This window comes from Actinoplanes sandaracinus (genome assembly GCF_030009775.1).
In the GTDB taxonomy this organism is placed as follows: Bacteria; Actinomycetota; Actinomycetes; order Mycobacteriales; family Micromonosporaceae; genus Actinoplanes; species Actinoplanes sandaracinus.
Window position 1 is genome coordinate 1 of sequence record NZ_JASCTH010000040.1, and the last position, 16,569, is coordinate 16,569.

13 protein-coding genes and 1 pseudogene are annotated in these 16,569 nt (G+C 69.7%); 2 read left to right on the forward strand and 12 right to left on the reverse strand.

What is annotated here, in order from left to right:
- Nucleotides 1–216: 216 nt before the first annotated feature.
- From QLQ12_RS41245 to QLQ12_RS41265, 5 genes are all read right to left on the reverse strand, one after another.
- Nucleotides 217–459, reverse strand: a complete 243-nt coding sequence (locus tag QLQ12_RS41245) for a hypothetical protein (RefSeq protein ID WP_282766496.1) — start codon at nt 457–459, stop codon at nt 217–219.
- Nucleotides 456–1,586: a cutinase family protein gene (locus QLQ12_RS41250; RefSeq protein ID WP_282766497.1), complete on the reverse strand. Its 1,131-nt coding sequence runs from the start codon at nt 1,584–1,586 to the stop codon at nt 456–458. The genes QLQ12_RS41245 and QLQ12_RS41250 overlap by 4 nt, the downstream gene beginning before the upstream one ends.
- Before the next feature lie 58 nt (nt 1,587–1,644).
- Nucleotides 1,645–1,998: a hypothetical protein gene (locus QLQ12_RS41255; RefSeq protein ID WP_282766498.1), complete on the reverse strand. Its 354-nt coding sequence runs from the start codon at nt 1,996–1,998 to the stop codon at nt 1,645–1,647.
- Between the two features lie 183 nt (nt 1,999–2,181).
- The gene (locus QLQ12_RS41260; protein ID WP_282766499.1) at nt 2,182–2,415 is read right to left on the reverse strand and encodes a hypothetical protein; all 234 of its coding nucleotides are present in this window, start codon (nt 2,413–2,415) and stop codon (nt 2,182–2,184) included.
- A gap of 232 nt (nt 2,416–2,647) precedes the next feature.
- Nucleotides 2,648–4,069, reverse strand: a complete 1,422-nt coding sequence (locus QLQ12_RS41265) for an RNA-binding domain-containing protein (protein WP_282766500.1) — start codon at nt 4,067–4,069, stop codon at nt 2,648–2,650.
- A gap of 326 nt (nt 4,070–4,395) precedes the next feature.
- Between QLQ12_RS41265 and QLQ12_RS41270 the strand changes: the two genes are divergently transcribed.
- Nucleotides 4,396–6,384, forward strand: a complete 1,989-nt coding sequence (locus QLQ12_RS41270) for a hypothetical protein (protein ID WP_282766501.1) — start codon at nt 4,396–4,398, stop codon at nt 6,382–6,384.
- A 456-nt stretch (nt 6,385–6,840) separates the two neighbouring features.
- Here the strand turns inward: QLQ12_RS41270 and QLQ12_RS41275 are convergent, their stop codons facing one another.
- The 5 genes from QLQ12_RS41275 to QLQ12_RS41295 form a co-directional block, all read right to left on the reverse strand.
- On the reverse strand, nt 6,841–7,515 hold the full coding sequence (locus tag QLQ12_RS41275; RefSeq protein WP_282766502.1) for an AAA family ATPase: 675 nt from the start codon (nt 7,513–7,515) through the stop codon (nt 6,841–6,843).
- Nucleotides 7,516–7,566: 51 nt separating this feature from the next.
- Complete coding sequence (locus QLQ12_RS41280) at nt 7,567–8,094, reverse strand: GNAT family N-acetyltransferase (protein WP_282766503.1); 528 nt, start codon at nt 8,092–8,094, stop codon at nt 7,567–7,569.
- 67 nt (nt 8,095–8,161) lie between these two features.
- The gene (locus QLQ12_RS41285) at nt 8,162–9,289 is read right to left on the reverse strand and encodes a type III PLP-dependent enzyme domain-containing protein (RefSeq protein ID WP_282766504.1); all 1,128 of its coding nucleotides are present in this window, start codon (nt 9,287–9,289) and stop codon (nt 8,162–8,164) included.
- Nucleotides 9,282–10,880, reverse strand: a complete 1,599-nt coding sequence (locus tag QLQ12_RS41290) for an IucA/IucC family protein (protein WP_282766505.1) — start codon at nt 10,878–10,880, stop codon at nt 9,282–9,284. Before QLQ12_RS41290 ends, QLQ12_RS41285 begins: the two co-directional genes overlap by 8 nt.
- Nucleotides 10,881–10,902: 22 nt before the next feature.
- Nucleotides 10,903–12,438, reverse strand: a complete 1,536-nt coding sequence (locus tag QLQ12_RS41295; RefSeq protein ID WP_282766506.1) for an IucA/IucC family siderophore biosynthesis protein — start codon at nt 12,436–12,438, stop codon at nt 10,903–10,905.
- A gap of 130 nt (nt 12,439–12,568) precedes the next feature.
- Between QLQ12_RS41295 and QLQ12_RS41300 the strand changes: the two are divergent.
- Nucleotides 12,569–14,230: pseudogene (locus QLQ12_RS41300) on the forward strand (FAD-binding dehydrogenase); the annotation flags it as partial.
- A gap of 796 nt (nt 14,231–15,026) precedes the next feature.
- On the opposite strand, the gene QLQ12_RS41305 reads toward QLQ12_RS41300, so the two are convergent.
- Both QLQ12_RS41305 and QLQ12_RS41310 read right to left on the reverse strand, forming a co-directional pair.
- On the reverse strand, nt 15,027–16,004 hold the full coding sequence (locus QLQ12_RS41305; protein WP_282766507.1) for an NAD-dependent epimerase/dehydratase family protein: 978 nt from the start codon (nt 16,002–16,004) through the stop codon (nt 15,027–15,029).
- Between the two features lie 92 nt (nt 16,005–16,096).
- Complete coding sequence (locus QLQ12_RS41310; RefSeq protein WP_282766508.1) at nt 16,097–16,558, reverse strand: heme-degrading domain-containing protein; 462 nt, start codon at nt 16,556–16,558, stop codon at nt 16,097–16,099.
- Between the last annotated feature and the right edge of the window lie 11 nt (nt 16,559–16,569).

The window sequence follows — 16,569 nt, forward strand, 5'->3', positions numbered from 1 at the left end:
CCCCAAGCACGTCGAAGGTGCCCGGGCACGACTCAAACGCATGGTCAGCCGCGGAATCCTGATCGAGAACGAACCCGGAATATTCACTCTCGCCACGAAACGGACCTAATCTTTCCTACCGCCCTCTCAGCAGCACGGAATGGACACCGAAACGGGTGAATGGTACGGCGAGTGGTCGGCGGAGGACGTCGTCAGGACCGCACTGGATCGCGCCGCCTATCCTGCTTGATCGAGCGGCAGTGTCAACGATCTTGGGCTTGCAGGCGTTCCTCGAACCATCACCATGACGGCAATCCGAATGCCAGCCCAGACGGAGATGGGTGTGGCGTTTGCCTGGCTTTCGGCCCGCCGTTCAAGCCCGGCGCGCATCTGGTCGATGATCGCCAGCTTCGCCAGCCGGACCTGTTGCCTGATCGTCGTAGGTGTCATTGCCTTGGCCAGCACCGACTCCCTGATCACCTGCCAGGTCCGCGCTGGCACGTCAGGTGCACGGTGGCCGGCTGGCTCTTGAGTCCGCCCTTGTCGTAGATCCACATCTGGACGTCGACCGCTTTTTGGTTCGGCTGGCCGCACGCGAGGTTGAAGGGGTAGTCCACGCGGCCGGCTGACACGCGACCGTAGGAAGGACTGGAGAACGGGTGGCTTTCCGTGCCCGGCTGCCAGCTAAACCCGAACCCTTCCGCATCGCCGTTCACGTCGGTGTAGTTGGCTCGCGCATAGACGAGCACACCCTCCTGGTAGGTGCTGGTACTCACGATCAGAGGGGCTTGCGGTTCGGACACGGGTGGTTCGTGCGCGGGGAAGAGACCGGTCAGCCAGGTCGCGTAGGTGGCTAGGTGAGTGTGGTACCGGACATGTGCGCAGCTGCGGGAGTCTGGTTGGTACCTACACCAGGCTGTGTCGTCCCACGTGAAGTTGCAGACCGGGTCGTCGGCCAGGCAGATAGTGGCTGCGTGGGGCAGGGTCGGTAACCTCTTCCTACCGGCCGCACCGTGGAGATTCGGATCGAAGTCGCCCTCAGCGTAGGGGTCCGAGGGATCGAACATGGGGCTGGCATAGAGCACCACGGCCTTGACCCTGGTCCGGGCCTGTTTGGTGAGGGCTGGCTCGGCGGTGAGCCCAGGGTCGAGTGCGAGCTGGACGGCGTACGCGCCGAGTGAGTATCCGGATAGGACGAACTCCAGGTCGTCGCAGTCCGTGGCTGCGGCCTCGTTGAGCGCGCCGCGCAGCGCGAGTGCGCCAGCCGTCGCATTCTTTTCTGCGTCCTTCAGACTTTCGATGCTGACTGGCGGTGCGTGGTACCTGATGGGCGTGCCGGTGACGAGGAGACCCTTGTCGGCCATCTCCTCGGTGAAGAACGTGAAGGTGGATCCGACCTCGGGCCCCATCTGCACGGCGGTGCTCCCGCCCTCCCCGCCCTGACCAGAGCCCTTCAGCCCGAAGAACTGGACGTCAGCGCAGTCGGCGGCGGCCCCAACGGTCCCGGCTCCGACCTGGGAAGGCGCGACCGCTGCGGTGGGGGACGCTGCGAGCACCATGACCGCCACAAGCGTGGCAATGCCTGCGGATCTCTGGCGCGGCTTCACGACTGTGATCGTTGCAGACGCCAACGGGGGCGGAACGAGTTTGCCGTAAAAGGCGCCGTCACCGCCCCTTCTCCGTCGAGGCCGGCCAGAAGTTGCCTTCCCGCCGGAGGAAACGCCGGTATTCGCCTTTTACATCCGGTTCTTCCTCGCCGGCGCTGTTCAACGCCGGAGGATCCGTGCAGGGGTCGGCCGGAGCGTCCGCAAAGTAATGGACCGGCGTCGACTCTCGCAGGGCTTGCTCCTTGGCGCGGGCCAGCTCCTCCGGGGTGTATTCCCGGTTGCCTTCTTGCAGGATCTGCTCCCACGAGCGTGGGCGCGCATCTCCGACAGGAAGGCCAGCATTTACGGTCGGAGCCTGATATTCCCGGTCGGCAGGATCACCGCCGTCACGAGCTGATGCGGAGCTTGCCATCGCGAGTACGCCTACGAGGCGGAATCGGCTTCGTCATGACCGCGACTATAGCGGTACGACAAGCTGCGGTCGGGTTGAAGAATTTTTTGACGCCCGGGAAGTCGGTTGATCTTGACCTGCCGATCTTCAGCCTCCGACACCCGCCCGACCCCGTACGTACACCCTGGTGCGACAGCTCATGCCCTACCCGAACCGCGGTCGTCGTGGTTGAGGCGCCTCACGGGGTCCGGCCTCCCCCAGGGCGGAGGGGGTTGCCGCGGCGGGGTACCAGCCCGGCATGCGGATGCCGAGATTGCGGTACAGGGCGATCGTCTCGCCGTGGTGCAGCGTCATGGGCAGCCGCAGCGGCCCCTGGTGCAGGATCCGGTCCAGCACGGCCGTGGGGTCCCGGGGCCGGTCCCGGTCGAGCTCGGTCATGAGGTTCCTTCCGGTTCGGCGGGCGAGGGTCAGGCTTCGGCGGCGCGGGTGTGGTGCTGCGGGTCGGCGGTCGGGGCCGTGGGCGGGTGATGGAGCTGGCGGTGCAGCGGGACGGACGCAGCTGGACCGTCTGGGCCGTCACCGCAGGCGGCGGCTGGCAGCCCACACCCCCACTCACTCCGCGGCCATCCGAGAGCGGATGGTCTGTGGCTCAGATCCGCGAGATACGGCTTTAGGTGCCCTTACGCCCCGCCCGCAAGACCTCGGCGAGCACGTTTAGGTCCGGCCCGCCGAAGGCGATAGTGAAACTCCCCGTCGCGGGAGGGCCGTCCGTGTTCGTTGCGGTGGCCTTCCATGTTGCCGTCACCGGCGCGGTCCGGGTGGCCGGGATCAGCACCGACACGTGCTTGGTGAGCACGTGGATCTGTTCTGGCCGTAGATCCACCGGAGCGAACCGCAGCCTGAAGCCGCCTCCCCGCTCGATCGTCACAGATGGCGGGTGTGCTGTCGCCGAGCGGACGTTGGAGAGTGTGCCGTACGAGTGGATGGAATCCAGCATTGAGGACATCGGCAGATTCCACGGCCCCCAGCGACGTGGTGGGTGAGGCAGCAATTCGTCTAGGTTGAGGCCCTCAGTAGCTGGCTCGAACTCAGCGGCATCGGCTTCACCGGCGACGTAGAGCTCAACCAGAACCTTCTCGTAGTTGCGCGTGGACCGGTTAGCGAGCACAAACCTCGGCGGCAAGACAAAATTTGCAGCCGCGGTGCGCATTATGTCGGGCCAGGCCGCGCGGACGTCCTCAAGGTAGGCGTTCACGGCGGATTGGTACTCCGCCGGTGAGCGCTTCTCCCGCATCCGGGTTGGGCCGAGCCCGTACGAGCTGCTCTCGTCAGCGAACGTGGCGAACAGGCCTGTTGACGGGCGTGCGCGAGACGACTGCTGCTGTTCCTCGATGATGGGCGCCATGAGTTCGTCCCTCTTAAACCCCAGGAACTGATCAAGTTGGCTTGAATCCCATCCGTACCGGCTCAACGGTGAGGTGGTCTCAATGTCGACCGCGAGGTCCAGCCCCTCGGGTGCACGAGTAGCCCGCCGGTCCCCGAGTCTGGTGACCTCAACGTGGCCGGCCGGGGCGGACTTCGCTAGCTTCCGCACGAAGATGGCGCCGTTGGAGATGGTCCGCGGTTCCTTACCCTGTACCGACGACTGAACCTGAATCTCTTTCCGGAATGTATGAATGGGATCGCCCCACTGCGGCGGCCCGATCTCGATGATCAGGATCTTCTTGCCGCGGTACTGCGTCCAGTGCGGCAGCCACACCGGCCCGTCAGCGCCAACGTATGGACTGATCAGGTTGTCTAGATCCGCATTGTCGACGGCTTCAACGCCAGTTACGTTTCCGGGTTCGATGCCGATGAGCAGGATCCCGATGCCTCCGACGGCCCGCGCCGCGCGGTCGGGGTCACGGTTCGCCATGGCGATGATGGCCTTAGCGACGACCGTGGCCATCTGTTCCTTCGAGCGCAGGTCGAGCGTCGACTTCCACTCCAGCCAGTCCTGCTCATCGCTCGGATCGGCAGCGAACACCGCCTCCAGTACGGCCGACCAGTCGCTGATCCGCACTGGTCGGTGACTGGTGTCCATGTTCAGCATGGATGCACGGTACCGGCAGGGGCCGACTGCTAGACGGATTTGCGATCCAACGGCAATCACCACCGTCGCGGACGTAGATCACTGCAATCGAGCCTAGGGTGCGTCCTGCACTCTCTCCGCGGCCGCTGGTCCGAGGGCGGGGTCAGTTGCCGACAGCTATGGGCGTTGCTACGAACCTCGCGGTCGTGGCCGATGCCGGAAGGCGTACGTCGCGGAAAGCCGTGGTCATGTCCATCGTGCCAGGCTCCGGCAGCCGCGGCGCGCAAGGCGGAGTGGGAGGCGCGGGACCGGCGGTGGGCAAGCTCCACTCGATTAGGCTCCCGGCTGTGTTCATAGGGCTGGATGACATCGACTGGGAGTCGCTGGAGCACGCCTACGGCTCGGCGGAGGACGTGCCGGGGTGGGTGCGCGGCCTGGTCGACTCCGACCCGGCGGTTCGGGAGGAATCCCTGGACGCCCTGTACGGCGCCGTCCACCACCAGGGCGACGTCTACGACTCCACAGTCGCGGCGGTGCCGTACCTGATCGAGGCCCTGAGCAGGCCGGGCCTACCCGGCAGGAACGGTATCGCGGAGCTCCTCGCCAGCATCGCCGAGCTGGGCGAGTGGCCGGACGAGACGGAACTGGACGAGTACAGGGCCGAGATGCTTCGCCACGCCATGCAGGCCCACGCGCTCGCCGCGGCGGCGACACCGGTTCTGGTTCCGCTCGTCGACGACCCCGACCCGGCGGTGCGGGCCGCCGCACCGCAACTTCTCGTCGCCGTGGCAGCGGCGACTACCGATCTCGCCGGCCTGTTCATCGACCTGCTCGGCACCGAGGACGACGCCGACGTCCGGAAGGGCCTGTTCGACGCCCTGGGCAGCCTGAAACTCGGGGACGCCGCGATCGGTCACCTGCTCGGCCTGGCCCGATCCGCGCCGGCGTCTACCGGGCTGGCCGCCCTGATCGCCGTGGCCCGCAACGACCCGCACCGGGTCCCTCTCGACGGCGTGCTGGATCTCATCGTCCGGGCCTACTCCGAGGAAAGTCCCGCCGCCGAGCCGGCCGGCTTCCGGACCGACACCCTGGTCGGATCGGTCCGGTTGATGCGGGAGGAAGCGGCCGCGGGACGCCGTGCGCCACACTGCGCGCGCATGGTCGAGGACCTGACGGATCCGCTCGCCTCACGCGTGGCGGACCGGATCGCGATCGTCACCCCGCTGCTCGCCTCGCCCCACGACGATCTCGCCGGCGACGCCCTGTTCGCCGCGAACAAACTGATCGAACGGTGGCGTGGGGACTACCGGGAGGTGGTGACCCGGATCGCCGGGTTGCTCGACCGCTCACCGCGCCAGGCCGAACGGGCCGCCAGCATGTTGAGACATTGGGGGCCGGTCGCTGCGCCCGCCGCGGAGGCAGCCGCCCGGCACCTGGCCGACCTCGACGCCCAACCGTGGCAGGACGGGCAACCCTCCTGGAGTGTCTCGGGGCTGCATCCGTACATCGAGATTTTGGCCGCGCTCGGCGACGAACGGGCCCTACCGCTGCTGCTGACCGCGCTACGGCTGCCGCGACGCCCGTACGACATCGGATTCAAGCTCGCCCACTATGCCGAGCACGCCGACCGGATCACCGCCGCGATCGTGCCCCGCCTTCCGGTCCTCCGGGCCGGCGAACGGACACCTGACGAGTGGAGCGCATTCCAGTACGCGCTGCGGGCCTTCGGCCCGGCCGCCGCCCCGGCCGTGCCCCGCCTGCTCGCCTCACCACTGCAGGACGACTCCGCGGTCACGCTCGGCCGGATCGGCCCAGCCGCGGCAGAGGCGCTGCCTACCCTCCGGGTGGCCGCGACTGGCGACGATCCTCGGCTGGCCGTCGCGGCGGCCGGGGCGCTATGGCGCATCGACCGGTCGCTGGAGGCCCTGCCGCTGCTGACGGCGCACCTGGATGGCCCGGCCGCGGACCAGGCGCTCGGGGAGCTCGCCGAGATGGGCTCCGCCGCCGTCCAGGCCGCCCCGCTGGTCGCGACCTACCTCGACGCGCCGCCGCAACGGCACTGGTGGACACCCACGCGCGCCGCGATCGCGTTGTGGCAGCTCACCGGCGAGGCCGCTCAGGTGACGCCGGTCCTGACCGGCGCCTGGCACGGCAATCCACACACACGCACGACAATCGCCGAGGCGGCCACCGGCACGCTGGCGGCGGCGCTGCAACCCCTGTTCCGCGCCGAACTCACGGCGGACCGACGGTCGAATACCTCCGCCAACGTGTGGTCAAGCGCTCAGGTCACCGACGACGAGCGGCTGCTGCACCTTTGCCAGACTCTGGTCTGAGCCGGCTCCCCAGGGTCCTGCATGGTTCCTCTCGAAACAGCGTGCCTCGATATGTGCAGCAGGCACACGCCGCAACGTAGAGCAATCATTGGACCTGGTAGAGGCGCTAATCCGCGACAGTTGAATAGGCGCTCTCACCAGTCTTGAGGGCCGCCTACCACCGGGACACGTTCCCGGAATTCGTGGATGAGTGCCGCCGGTCAGGGGCGTCTGCTTTCTGCCTAGAATCCTAGGATGCTTTAGCGATCGTGCGGCAAGCCGCACTGAATAAACCCTGAAAAGACGGCTTCGCCGACGACCACAAAAGAACTGATTTCAGGACCACGACTGACGATCTCGTGAGAACTAGTGCCTGGCCTGGTCAGAGGGGGTCGAACCGTTGATCAATCGCCGCGAGCCGACCGCGTTTCCCGTCCGCCGGCCCGAGCAATCCCGGCCGGCGGACGGGAAGCGCGGTCAGTGGTTCAGAGTCTCCCAGACCGGATGCTGGGGCTCGTCGTTGTGCACGACGATGTCGACGTGATCGGTCGGGTGGACCGTAGCGAAATAGAACTGCTGGGAGGGGATGTAACGCCTGCGCCAGCGCCGTTCGACTTCGGGTCGAGATGACACCCGGCGTTCTCGGATCACGGCACGATCCACGGTGTTCTCGAGCGCGGTCGACACGAAGATGCGCAGATCCCACCGATCGATCAGTTCCGGGCGCATGAGGAAGACACCGTCGAAGATCAGCACGGCGTCGGCGGGGGCGGTCGTGACCGGCGGGGACAGCACAGTGTCCGCGATGTGGTCGTAGGCCGCGTCCTGGAAGCGTCGGTCTCCGCCCGGGCCGAGGGGATCGAGCAGGACCCGGTTCAGCGTGTCGTGGTCGTGGGCGTCGAGGTAGCAGCCTTCGGCCGAGTACTCGCCGCGCGGGTAGCGCTGTGCTCGCGGGACGAGGAAGTCGTCGATCGTCGCGCGGATGACGTTGCGGCCCTGTGTGCGCAAGGCGGCGGCCAGCTCGTCGGCGAGCGTGGTCTTGCCTGCGGCGGGCGGTCCGTCGATGGCGACCCGTGTCGGGTGTGGTGCGGTGACGGACCCGGCCAGCTGGGCCAGGTGGCCGATCATCTCGTCGCGGGTGCCTTGGTCCATGTGCTGCCTCATCCTGTTCTCGCGGGCTTGAACGGTGCCGGAGCCTGGGCGTCAGGTCGATCCCGGGTGCGGTTCAGGGCCGGCCGGCCGGCGGAGCATGCGGATCTCTCGTACGCCGTCCTCGATCTGGCCGGCGCCGTCGGGGGCGAAGCCGTGCTTGCGGTAGAACGCTTGCGCGCGGGGGTTCGGGTCGGCGACCCACAGCGCTGCCGGTTCGTGCGGGTCGAGGACCGCGTTGAGCAGGGCCGGCCCGGTGCCGGTGCCGTGGTCGCTGGCGTAGACGTAGAGCACGTAGAGCTGGCGGGTCCATGTCGGCGTGGTGTCCAGGGGTGGGCCTGACATGGCGATGCCGACGAGTCGGCCGTCGCGTTCGGCGACGGCGATGCGGTTGTCGCGGTACCGCTCGTCGCTGAGTGCGGCGGTCCAGAACCGGTTGCGGGCGGTGAGGAGGGCGGGGTCGTCGAGGACGGCGTCGGGCATGAGTCCCCGGTATGTCTGCTGCCAGCAGCGCACGTTGACGTGTGCCATGTGTGGGGCGTCGTCGGCCCGGGCCGGGCGCACGGTCGCTGGGGTGCTCATGGCCGCATCGTAGGCCTGGGTGTGGTGTGGGGCGTACCGAGGTTGATCGGGGTTTGTCGATGGTGGGTCAGAGGGTGATGAAGGTGGGTGGGTCGTGGCGGAGGAAGTCGTGGTGGGAGATGTCCCAGCCGTAGGCGCCGGCGCGGGCGAAGAGCAGGATGTCGCCGGCGCGCAGGTGGGTGACGTGTTGGCCGCGGGCGAGGACGTCGCGGGGGGTGCAGAGTTCGCCGACGGCGTCGATGTGGGTGTTGTGGATTTCGGGGCGGGGGTAGGGGTGGGGCCAGTCGTCGATGGGGATGACGGTGAAGGGGTGGGAGTAGCCCCAGGCGGCGGGGAGCCGGAAGTGGTGGGTGCCGCCGCGGAGGACGGCGAAGGTGCGGCCGTGGGTGGTTTTGAGGTCGAGGACTTCGGCGGCGTACCAGCCGGCGTCGGCGGTGAGGTATCGGCCGGGTTCGAGGATGAGTTCGAGGCCGTCGGGGACGGTGACGGTGGACAGCGGGGTCAGGTCGATGGAGCGGTCGGTGTGGTAGTCGATGCCGAGGCCGCCGCCGGCGTTGACCACGCGCAGGTCGATGTGGTGTGCCGAGGCGGTTTGCTGTGACCAGGTGATGGCGTCGGTGAGGAAGGTGGCGTGGGCGGGGCCGTCGAGGTTGTTGGAGACGCCGTGCAGGTGGAAGCCGATGACGCGCAGGCCGGTGGGGAGGGTGGCGAGGACGTCGGGGAGTTGGTGTTCGTCGATGCCGAAGGGGGTGGGGGTGCCGGTCATGGTGTGGCTGCCGGTGAGGGGGGTGGTGGCGCGGTTGATGCGCAGGCAGATGTCGCCGTGGAGGCCGAGGGCGGCGAGGCGGCGCAGTTCGTGGGGGCTTTCGACGTTGAGGAGGGCTCCGGCGTGGACGGCGGCGGCGAGTTCGGTGTCGGTTTTGGCGGGGCCGCCGAAGGCGATGCGGCGGGCTCCGGCTTGGAGGGCGAGGGCGAGTTCTCCGCCGGAGGCGACTTCGAGGCCGTCGCAGGTTTGGGCGAGGGTGTGGACGACGTCGGGGTGGCCGTTGGCTTTCACGGCGTACAGCAGGGTGGTGTTGGCCGGGAGGGCGGCTCGCAGTTGTGCGGTGCGGGTGCGCAGCGCGGTCGTGTCGTAGAGGTAGGCGCAGCGTGGTGTGGGGAGCCGGTGGAGGGCGGCGGTGAGGTGGTCAGCCATGGAGGGGGTTGTCGACGGTGATGTGGATGTCGCCGGCGCCGGCGAGGCGCATGCGGACGAGGGCTTTGTGGGGGATGTGGGCGGCGGTGAGCCAGTGGTGGTCGGCGGTGGCGTGGGGGTGGGGGCGCAGGGTGTCGTAGGTGTCGTCGATGACGGTGCGGATGAGGCGCCAGGCGTGGGTTTCGTCGAGGTTGTGGGATTCGGCGAGGCGGATGACGAGTTCGCCGAGGTGGGCTTGCAGGGCGGTGTAGCCGAGTTTGGCGCGCAGGGTTTCGGTGTTGTCGGTGCTGATGACGGAGCCGGGCCAGAGGTCGATGGTGTGGCCGGTTTGGGTGAGGCGGCCGGGGTGCAGGCGTAGTCCGGCGAAGTCGCGGAGGGCGAGGCGGTGGGGGTGGCCGTTTTTGAAGGTGGGCAGGCAGTTCTGGAGGTGGGCTTCGAGGGCGATGCCGTGGGTGAGGAGGCGTAGTAGGGGTGGCAGCAGGAGCCGGGTGTAGTCGGTGAGCCAGGTGGCGGGGTTGCCGCCGGCGGTGTTGACGAGGCCGGCCAGGACGGTGGTGCCGGTGGTGGGGTCGTAGGCGGGGAGGGCGCCGCCGGGGATGGCGTGTTCGCCGGGTTGGAGGCGGCCGGTGAGGCCGGTGCGGGTGATGGCGGAGAGGTCGCGGCCGCTGCCGGTGGGGACGGCGGCGCCGGCGGGTTCGGTCATGAGCAGGATGCGGTGGCCGTCGGGGTCGTCGTCGATGAGTTGGGTGAGCAGGGTGGAGAGGGTGGGGCCGTTGCGGGTGCTGGCGATGCTGATGCTGCGGCGGGTGGAGGTGACTTGGATGTCGAGGCTGACTTTGAGGTAGTGGCCGCCGGGCAGGAGCAGGGTGCGCAGGGCGGCGGTGGGTGTGGCGTCGAGGTGGCCGTCGAGGCGTTTGAGGGTGCCGTCGGTGAAGGCGTCGGCGTAGCGGGTGAGGACGGTGTCGTGTTGCCAGGCGTGGACGGGTTGGAGGCGGTGTCCGGGTGGGGCGTGGGGGATGTCGTGGAAGTGCTGGTGGAGCCAGGGGCCGAGGTCGTCGCCGAGGTGGGTGTCGTCGCGGACGGCGATGAAGTGGATGCGGGTGTGGCCGGCTTCGAGGTCGTGGGCGAGGACGTCGCCGGTGTCCCAGCCGAGGCGGGTGCGGCCGCAGGGGTGCAGGTTGTGGCCGGCGACGGCGAGGCGTTCGAGGTGTACGGCGGTGAGGTCGGGGTTGGCGCTGGTGGGGATGGTGGGGTCGTAGCGGGCGTGGGCTAGGGCGAGGTTGATGACGGCGTTGCGGATTTCGGTGGAGAAGGTGCCGGTGGTGTCGATGCCGGCGAGGAGGTCGACGGGGTCGGCGACGCCGGCGTGGGGGTATTCGGTGCGGTTGAAGGCGTGGGTGTGGCCGCCGGCGGTTTTGGGGGTGAGGTTTTCGCGGGTGAGGGCGGCGCGGAGGCGGCGGCCGACGGTGTCGGCGGCGTGGGGGAGGTTGCGGACGAAGCCGTCGACGAGGTGGGGTTCGTGGACGGCGAGGGCGGCTTCGGTGTGGGCGGCGGCCGCGGCGAGGCGGCCGGTGGTGACGAGGCGGATCATCGGGGGTCCTTCCGCGGGTGGCTCATGCGTGTGCCGCCATGGGGTTGGGCAGGTGGGTCCATTGGTCGTGCAGGGGGTTGGTGGCCAGTCGCATGGCGGTGGTGGCTTTGACCGGGAGGGGGTCGGTGAGCAGGGCGCGGGTGTCGGTGGTGCCGTGCAGGGCGGCGGCGGTGATCTGCCAGAGGCGGTCGGGGTCGGCGTGGTGGTGGTGGGTGAGGGCGGTGATGGTTTGGCGGGCGACGGTGGCGAGGGCGGCGGCGGCGAGTTTGGTGCGTAGTTCGGTGTGGTCGTCGGTGGGGAGGTCGCCGTGTAGTGGGGGCATGGGGTGGCCTGCGGTGGTGAGGCGTCCGGGGTGGACGCGGACGCCGCCGAGGTCGCGGTAGAGGGTGCGTACGGGGCGGCCGTCGTGTAGCAGCAGCAGGGTGTTCTGGCCGTGGGCCTCCAGGGCGACGCCGCGTTCCAGGAGGCGGGCCAGTGGGGCGAATAGCACCTGTCCGAGGTCTTTCATGAAGGTGTACGGGTCGGTGATCGCCGTCAGGTAGGCGGGGGTGGTGGTGAGGACGCCGAGGGGGACGGCGCCGGGGGGTGGGGCTTGGCGGATGAGGTGGGCGAGGCGGCGGTCGGGGCCGTGGTCGGTGATGACGGCGCCGGCGGCGGTTTCGGTGAGCACGTCCAGTGGCAGGTCCGCGGTCAGGTTGTGGAGCAGGGCGGACAGGCGGGGGCCGTTGTCGACGGCGGCGGGGGAGACGGTGCGGACGGCGGAGGTCATCTGGATGTCGACGGCGGTTTTGATGTGGGGGCCGCCGTCGAGGGGTGCGACGGTGCGTAGTGACATGAGGGGGCGGACGGGGCCGGTGGTGCCGTCGGTGGTGAGCCATGGGTATTGCTCGCGTAGGCGGGTGGCTTGCCAGGGGTGGGCGAGTAGGACGGGTTCGCCGCCGCCGTGCCAGCGTTCGGGGGGTACTCGTAGCCGTTGCAGGCGGATGACGGGATGGTGTTCGGGGGCGTAGGCGAGCACGTCGGTGACGGTCATGCCGGTGCGGGTGCGGCAGCAGGGGTGTAGTGGGTGGCCGTCGGTGAGGAGTTGCTCGGCCAGTCCGGGTGCCGCCGGTGGTGGCGTGGTGGGCGGGGTGGGGTTGGCGGCGCGGGCGAGGGCGAGGTTGGCGACGCTGTTGGCGATTTCGGTGGCGAGTGGGGAGGTGGGCCAGAGCAGGGTGGTGAGGTGGGCGGGGTCGTCGGTGGGGGTGCCGTTGAAGGTGGCGGTGAGGCCGGGTGGGGGTTCGGTGAAGGGGGTGGCGGCGCTGGTGGGGTAGGAGAGGGTGCCGTGGGTGAGGTGGACGTGGGTGCGTCCGTGGTGGTGGTGGCGGCTGGTGACGGCGGGCAGGGGTTCGGTTTCGCAGGCGATGAGGAGGCGGGCGAGGATCGCGGTGCGGGCTGCGGGTAGTGCTTGGTCGTAGCGTTGCAGCAGGTCGGGGCGGGTTTCGGCGAGTTGGTGGCGGGTGTGGGCGGGGTCGGCGGTGTGCCGGTGGGGTGGTGGTGTGGGGGTGGGTGGCGGCACCCCACCATTGTTGCGGTCGTTGTGGGGGATGTGTTGCGGGGAGTGGGTGAGCGGTGGGGGTCACAGTGGCGTGTTCCCCCGGCGCGGTGAATCCGATAAATTCTCGTATTCATCTTCAGGGGGAGTTGCTGTGGACGTCGACGTCATCGTGGTGGGGGCGGGGCTGGCGGGGCTGGCGGCCGCTCATGAGATCACCGGTGCGGGGAAGACGGTGGCGCTGTTGGATCAGGAGAACGCCGCCAACCTGGGTGGTCAGGCGTGGTGGTCGTTCGGTGGGTTGTTCTTCGTGGGCAGTCCTGAGCAGCGGCGTGCCGGTGTCCGTGACAGTGTCGAGCTGGCTTGGTCGGATTGGCGGGGCAGTGCCGGGTTCGACCGTCTCGATGACGAGGACGTGTGGGCGGTCAAGTGGGCGCGGGCGTACGTGGAGTTCGCCGCCGGGGAGAAGCGGTCCTGGCTGTCGGGGATGGGGTTGAGCTGGCTGCCGTTCGCGGGCTGGGCGGAACGCGGTGATCTGCGGGCGGCGGGGCACGGCAATTCGGTGCCGCGGTTCCACATCACCTGGGGTACGGGCACCGGTGTCGTGGCTCCGTTCGCGGCGGCGGCGGTGGCGGCCGCCGAGGCGGGGCGGCTGCGGTTTCACCATCGGCACCGGGTCGACGAGTTGATCGTCGAGAACGGTGCGGTGACCGGGGTGCGGGGCACGCTGCTGGCGCCTGATGAGGCGGCTCGTGGTGTGTCGTCGAACCGGGACCGGGTGGGGGAGTTCGAGTTGCGGGCGCAGGCGGTGGTGGTGACGACGGGCGGGATCGGCGCCAATCACGATCTTGTGCGGCAGTACTGGCCGGCGCGGCTCGGCACCGCACCCACCAGCATGATCACCGGGGTGCCGGGTTATGTGGACGGCCGGATGCTGGGCATCGCCGAGTCGGCCGGGGCGCGGCTGGTGAACCGGGACCGGATGTGGCATTACACCGAGGGTGTGCAGAACTGGGATCCGATCTGGCCGGGTCACGGTATCCGGATCCTGTCGGCGCCGTCGCCGTTGTGGCTGGACGCGCTCGGGCGGCGTCTGCCGGCGCCGTTCTTTCCCAGTTACGACACGCTCGGCACGTTGCGTTATCTGCGGACGACTCCGGACATCGCCGGGTACGACCATTCGTGGTTCCTGCTGAGTCAGCGGATCATCGAGAAGGAGTTCGCGTTGTCGGGGTCGGAGCAGAATCCGGACCTGACCGCCGGGGATCGGCGCGGTTTCCTTAAGGAGCGTCTGTTCGGCAAGGGTGCGCCGGCGCCGGTGGAGGCGTTCAAGCGGCACGGTGCGGACTTCGTGGTGGCCGACACGCTGGAGGAGTTGGTCGCCGGGATGAACAAGCTGACCGCGCAGCCGTTGCTGGAGGTGGCGCGGGTGCGTGAGCAGGTGCTGGCCCGGGACGGGCAGATGGTCAACAAGGTGTCGAAGGACGCGCAGGTGCAGGGGATCCACAATTCGCGCCGCTATCTGGGGGACCGGATCGGTCGGACGTCGGCGCCGCATCGTCTGCTGGATCCGGCGGCCGGCCCGTTGATCGGGGTGAAGTTGCACATTCTGACGCGTAAGACGCTCGGTGGTATCCAGACCGATCTGGATTCGCGGGCGCTGGGCGCCGATGGCAGGCCGGTGGAGGGTTTGTACGCGGCCGGTGAGGTCGCCGGGTTCGGTGGCGGTGGTGTGCACGGCTACAACGCGCTGGAGGGCACGTTCCTCGGTGGTTGCCTGTTCGGTGGCCGTGCGGCGGGCCGGCCCGCCGCACGGTCCCGGGAGTGGCGGGGGGGGGGCGCGGGGCCGCCCGGGCCCCCCGCCGGGTTGGGGGGTGGGCCGCCCCGTAGCCGCGGGGCCCCCCGACGGTCGCGGCGGGGTGGGTCAGCGCAGCTGGGTGACGATCTCGTCGGTGATCGGCCCGGTGAGGGGGCTGAGTTCGGACATCAGTTTCTGGGCGTGGGCGGCGGGGTCCTTCGGCAGGACCGGTGTCTGCCACACCGTGACGATGACGACCGCGTTCTCGACCACGGTGGTCTGGGTGAGGCTCTCGATGGTGGCGTCGGCGGAGAAGATGGCCCGGCCGGCGGCGGTGTCGCCTTCGGCGGTCCAGACCGCGGAGTCGGGTTCGGCGGCCTCTTTCAGGGCCCGGCCGCGGGCGTCATTGTAGACCCGTTGCGCGTTGCCGGTGCCGGTCTTGGTGGGTTGCACGCCGTCGGCGAACACCAGGACCTCGGCGTTGAGCAGGGGCCGGTCGGTGCCGGAGCCGGTGCCCCAGGAGCAGGAGGCTCCGGCCAGGGCGCCGACCGCAGGGCGGGCGGACCGGAACTGGCGGCCCGGGCCGGAGGCGTTGAACCGTTTGGCTTCGGTGGACCGCAGTGTCGGGCAGCCGCCGCCGTCCACACCGGTGTAGTGGGTGGCGGCCGACGCCGACGCTGCCGGTGACGCTGGTGCCGATGGTGGGTCGGGCTTCTCCGTGCTCGCGGAACAGCCGGCCAGACCGGCCAGCACCACCACCATCGACATGATCGGCCTGCGTCGCTGCATGCGCCGACCGTAGCGTAGCCGTCGGTCAGGCCAGCAACTTGGTCTCCATCTCGTGATCAAGTCCGACCGGTGGGCGGTCGGCGCGGTGCGGTGCGGCGCCGGGCAGCGACCGCAGCCACGCCCACGTGTCGGTGACGGTCTCGCGGACCGGCCGGCACCGCAGTCCGGCGGCCAGCGCCCTGCTCACGTCGCCTTGGTGCAGGAAAGCGTGGATCGGGCCCGGCGGCAGCCACACCGGCAGGTCGGTCCACGGTTGGGCACCGGCGGCGAGGATCTGCTCCGGGGGCAGCCAGCGCAAGTCGGCGTGTCCGCCGGTGATCTCGGTGGCGACGGCCAGCAGTTCACCCATGGTGGTGTGGCCGGGTTCACTCACGAGGTTGAACGGGCCGGTGTGGCCGGCCTCGGCCGCGTCCAGCAGGAATTCGGCCAGGTCGCGGGCGTCGATGTACTGCAACGGCAGGTCCTGGGGGCCGGGCGCCGGGGTGGGGCCGCCGCGGTGCAGCCGGTTGAGCCACCAGGGCAGCCGGCCGATGTCCTCGTGCGGGCCCAGGATGAGACCGGCCCGGGCCAGCAGCAGTGGCCCGGCGAACGCCTCGGCGGCGCGTTCGCCGCGCAGTTTGTCGCCGGCGTATCCGGGGTCGTCGGCGGCGACGAGCGGCGCGTCCTCGGTGACCGGCGGCGGTGTGGCGCCGGACTCGTCGAACAGGTAGACCGACCGGCTCGACACGTACGAGAAATGGCCTGCGCGGCCGCGCAGCAGACCCGCGGCCGCGCCGACGGCGTCGGCGTCGGCGGACCAGGTGTCGACGACGGCGTCCCAGGTGCCGTCGGCGAGCGCGGTGAGGCCGCCGGGGGTGAGCCGGTCGCCGAGCAGGACGCGTGCCCCGTCGACCGGGTCGCGCCGGCCGCGGTTGAAGACGGTGGTGTCCCAGCCGCGGGCGACCGCCGCCGCGGCCACCGCCCGGCCGACGAAACCACTACCACCCAAGATCAGAATCCGCATGCGGCGAGCCTGCCTCAGCGTGCGGCGACACGCCCAGCGGGCTCTGCCGTCGGCAGAGTCCGCTCACCGCGCAGCCCGCGGTCGCGCCTGGCTCAGGTGGCCAGGAACGTCTCGATCGCCTCGACGACCAGGGCGTGGTCGTCGGCCTGCGGCAGCCCGGAGACGGTGACCACGCCGATCACGCCGGCGCCGGGGATCCGCACCGGGAACGCGCCGCCGTGCGCGGCGTACCGGGCCGGGTCGAGGCCCTGGGAGGCGTCCAGGTGCCGGCCCTTGGCGGCGAGCCGGCGGCCGACCAGGTACGACGACGCCCCGAACCGGTACACGACGCGTACCTTGCGTTCGATCCACGCGTCGTTGCCGGCCACGGCGGCGTGGAACAGCTGTTGGGTGCCGCGGCGGATGTCCACGGCCACCGGCAGCGCTCGGCTGGTGGCCAGGTCGACCAGCAGGCAGCCGAGCGCGAAGGCGTCGGCTTCGGTGAAGGTGCCGAAGACCAGGCGTCGTTCCTGCTCCTCGATGGTGGCGATCAGCTTCTGCGGGTCTTCGCTCATGGCAGTCATTG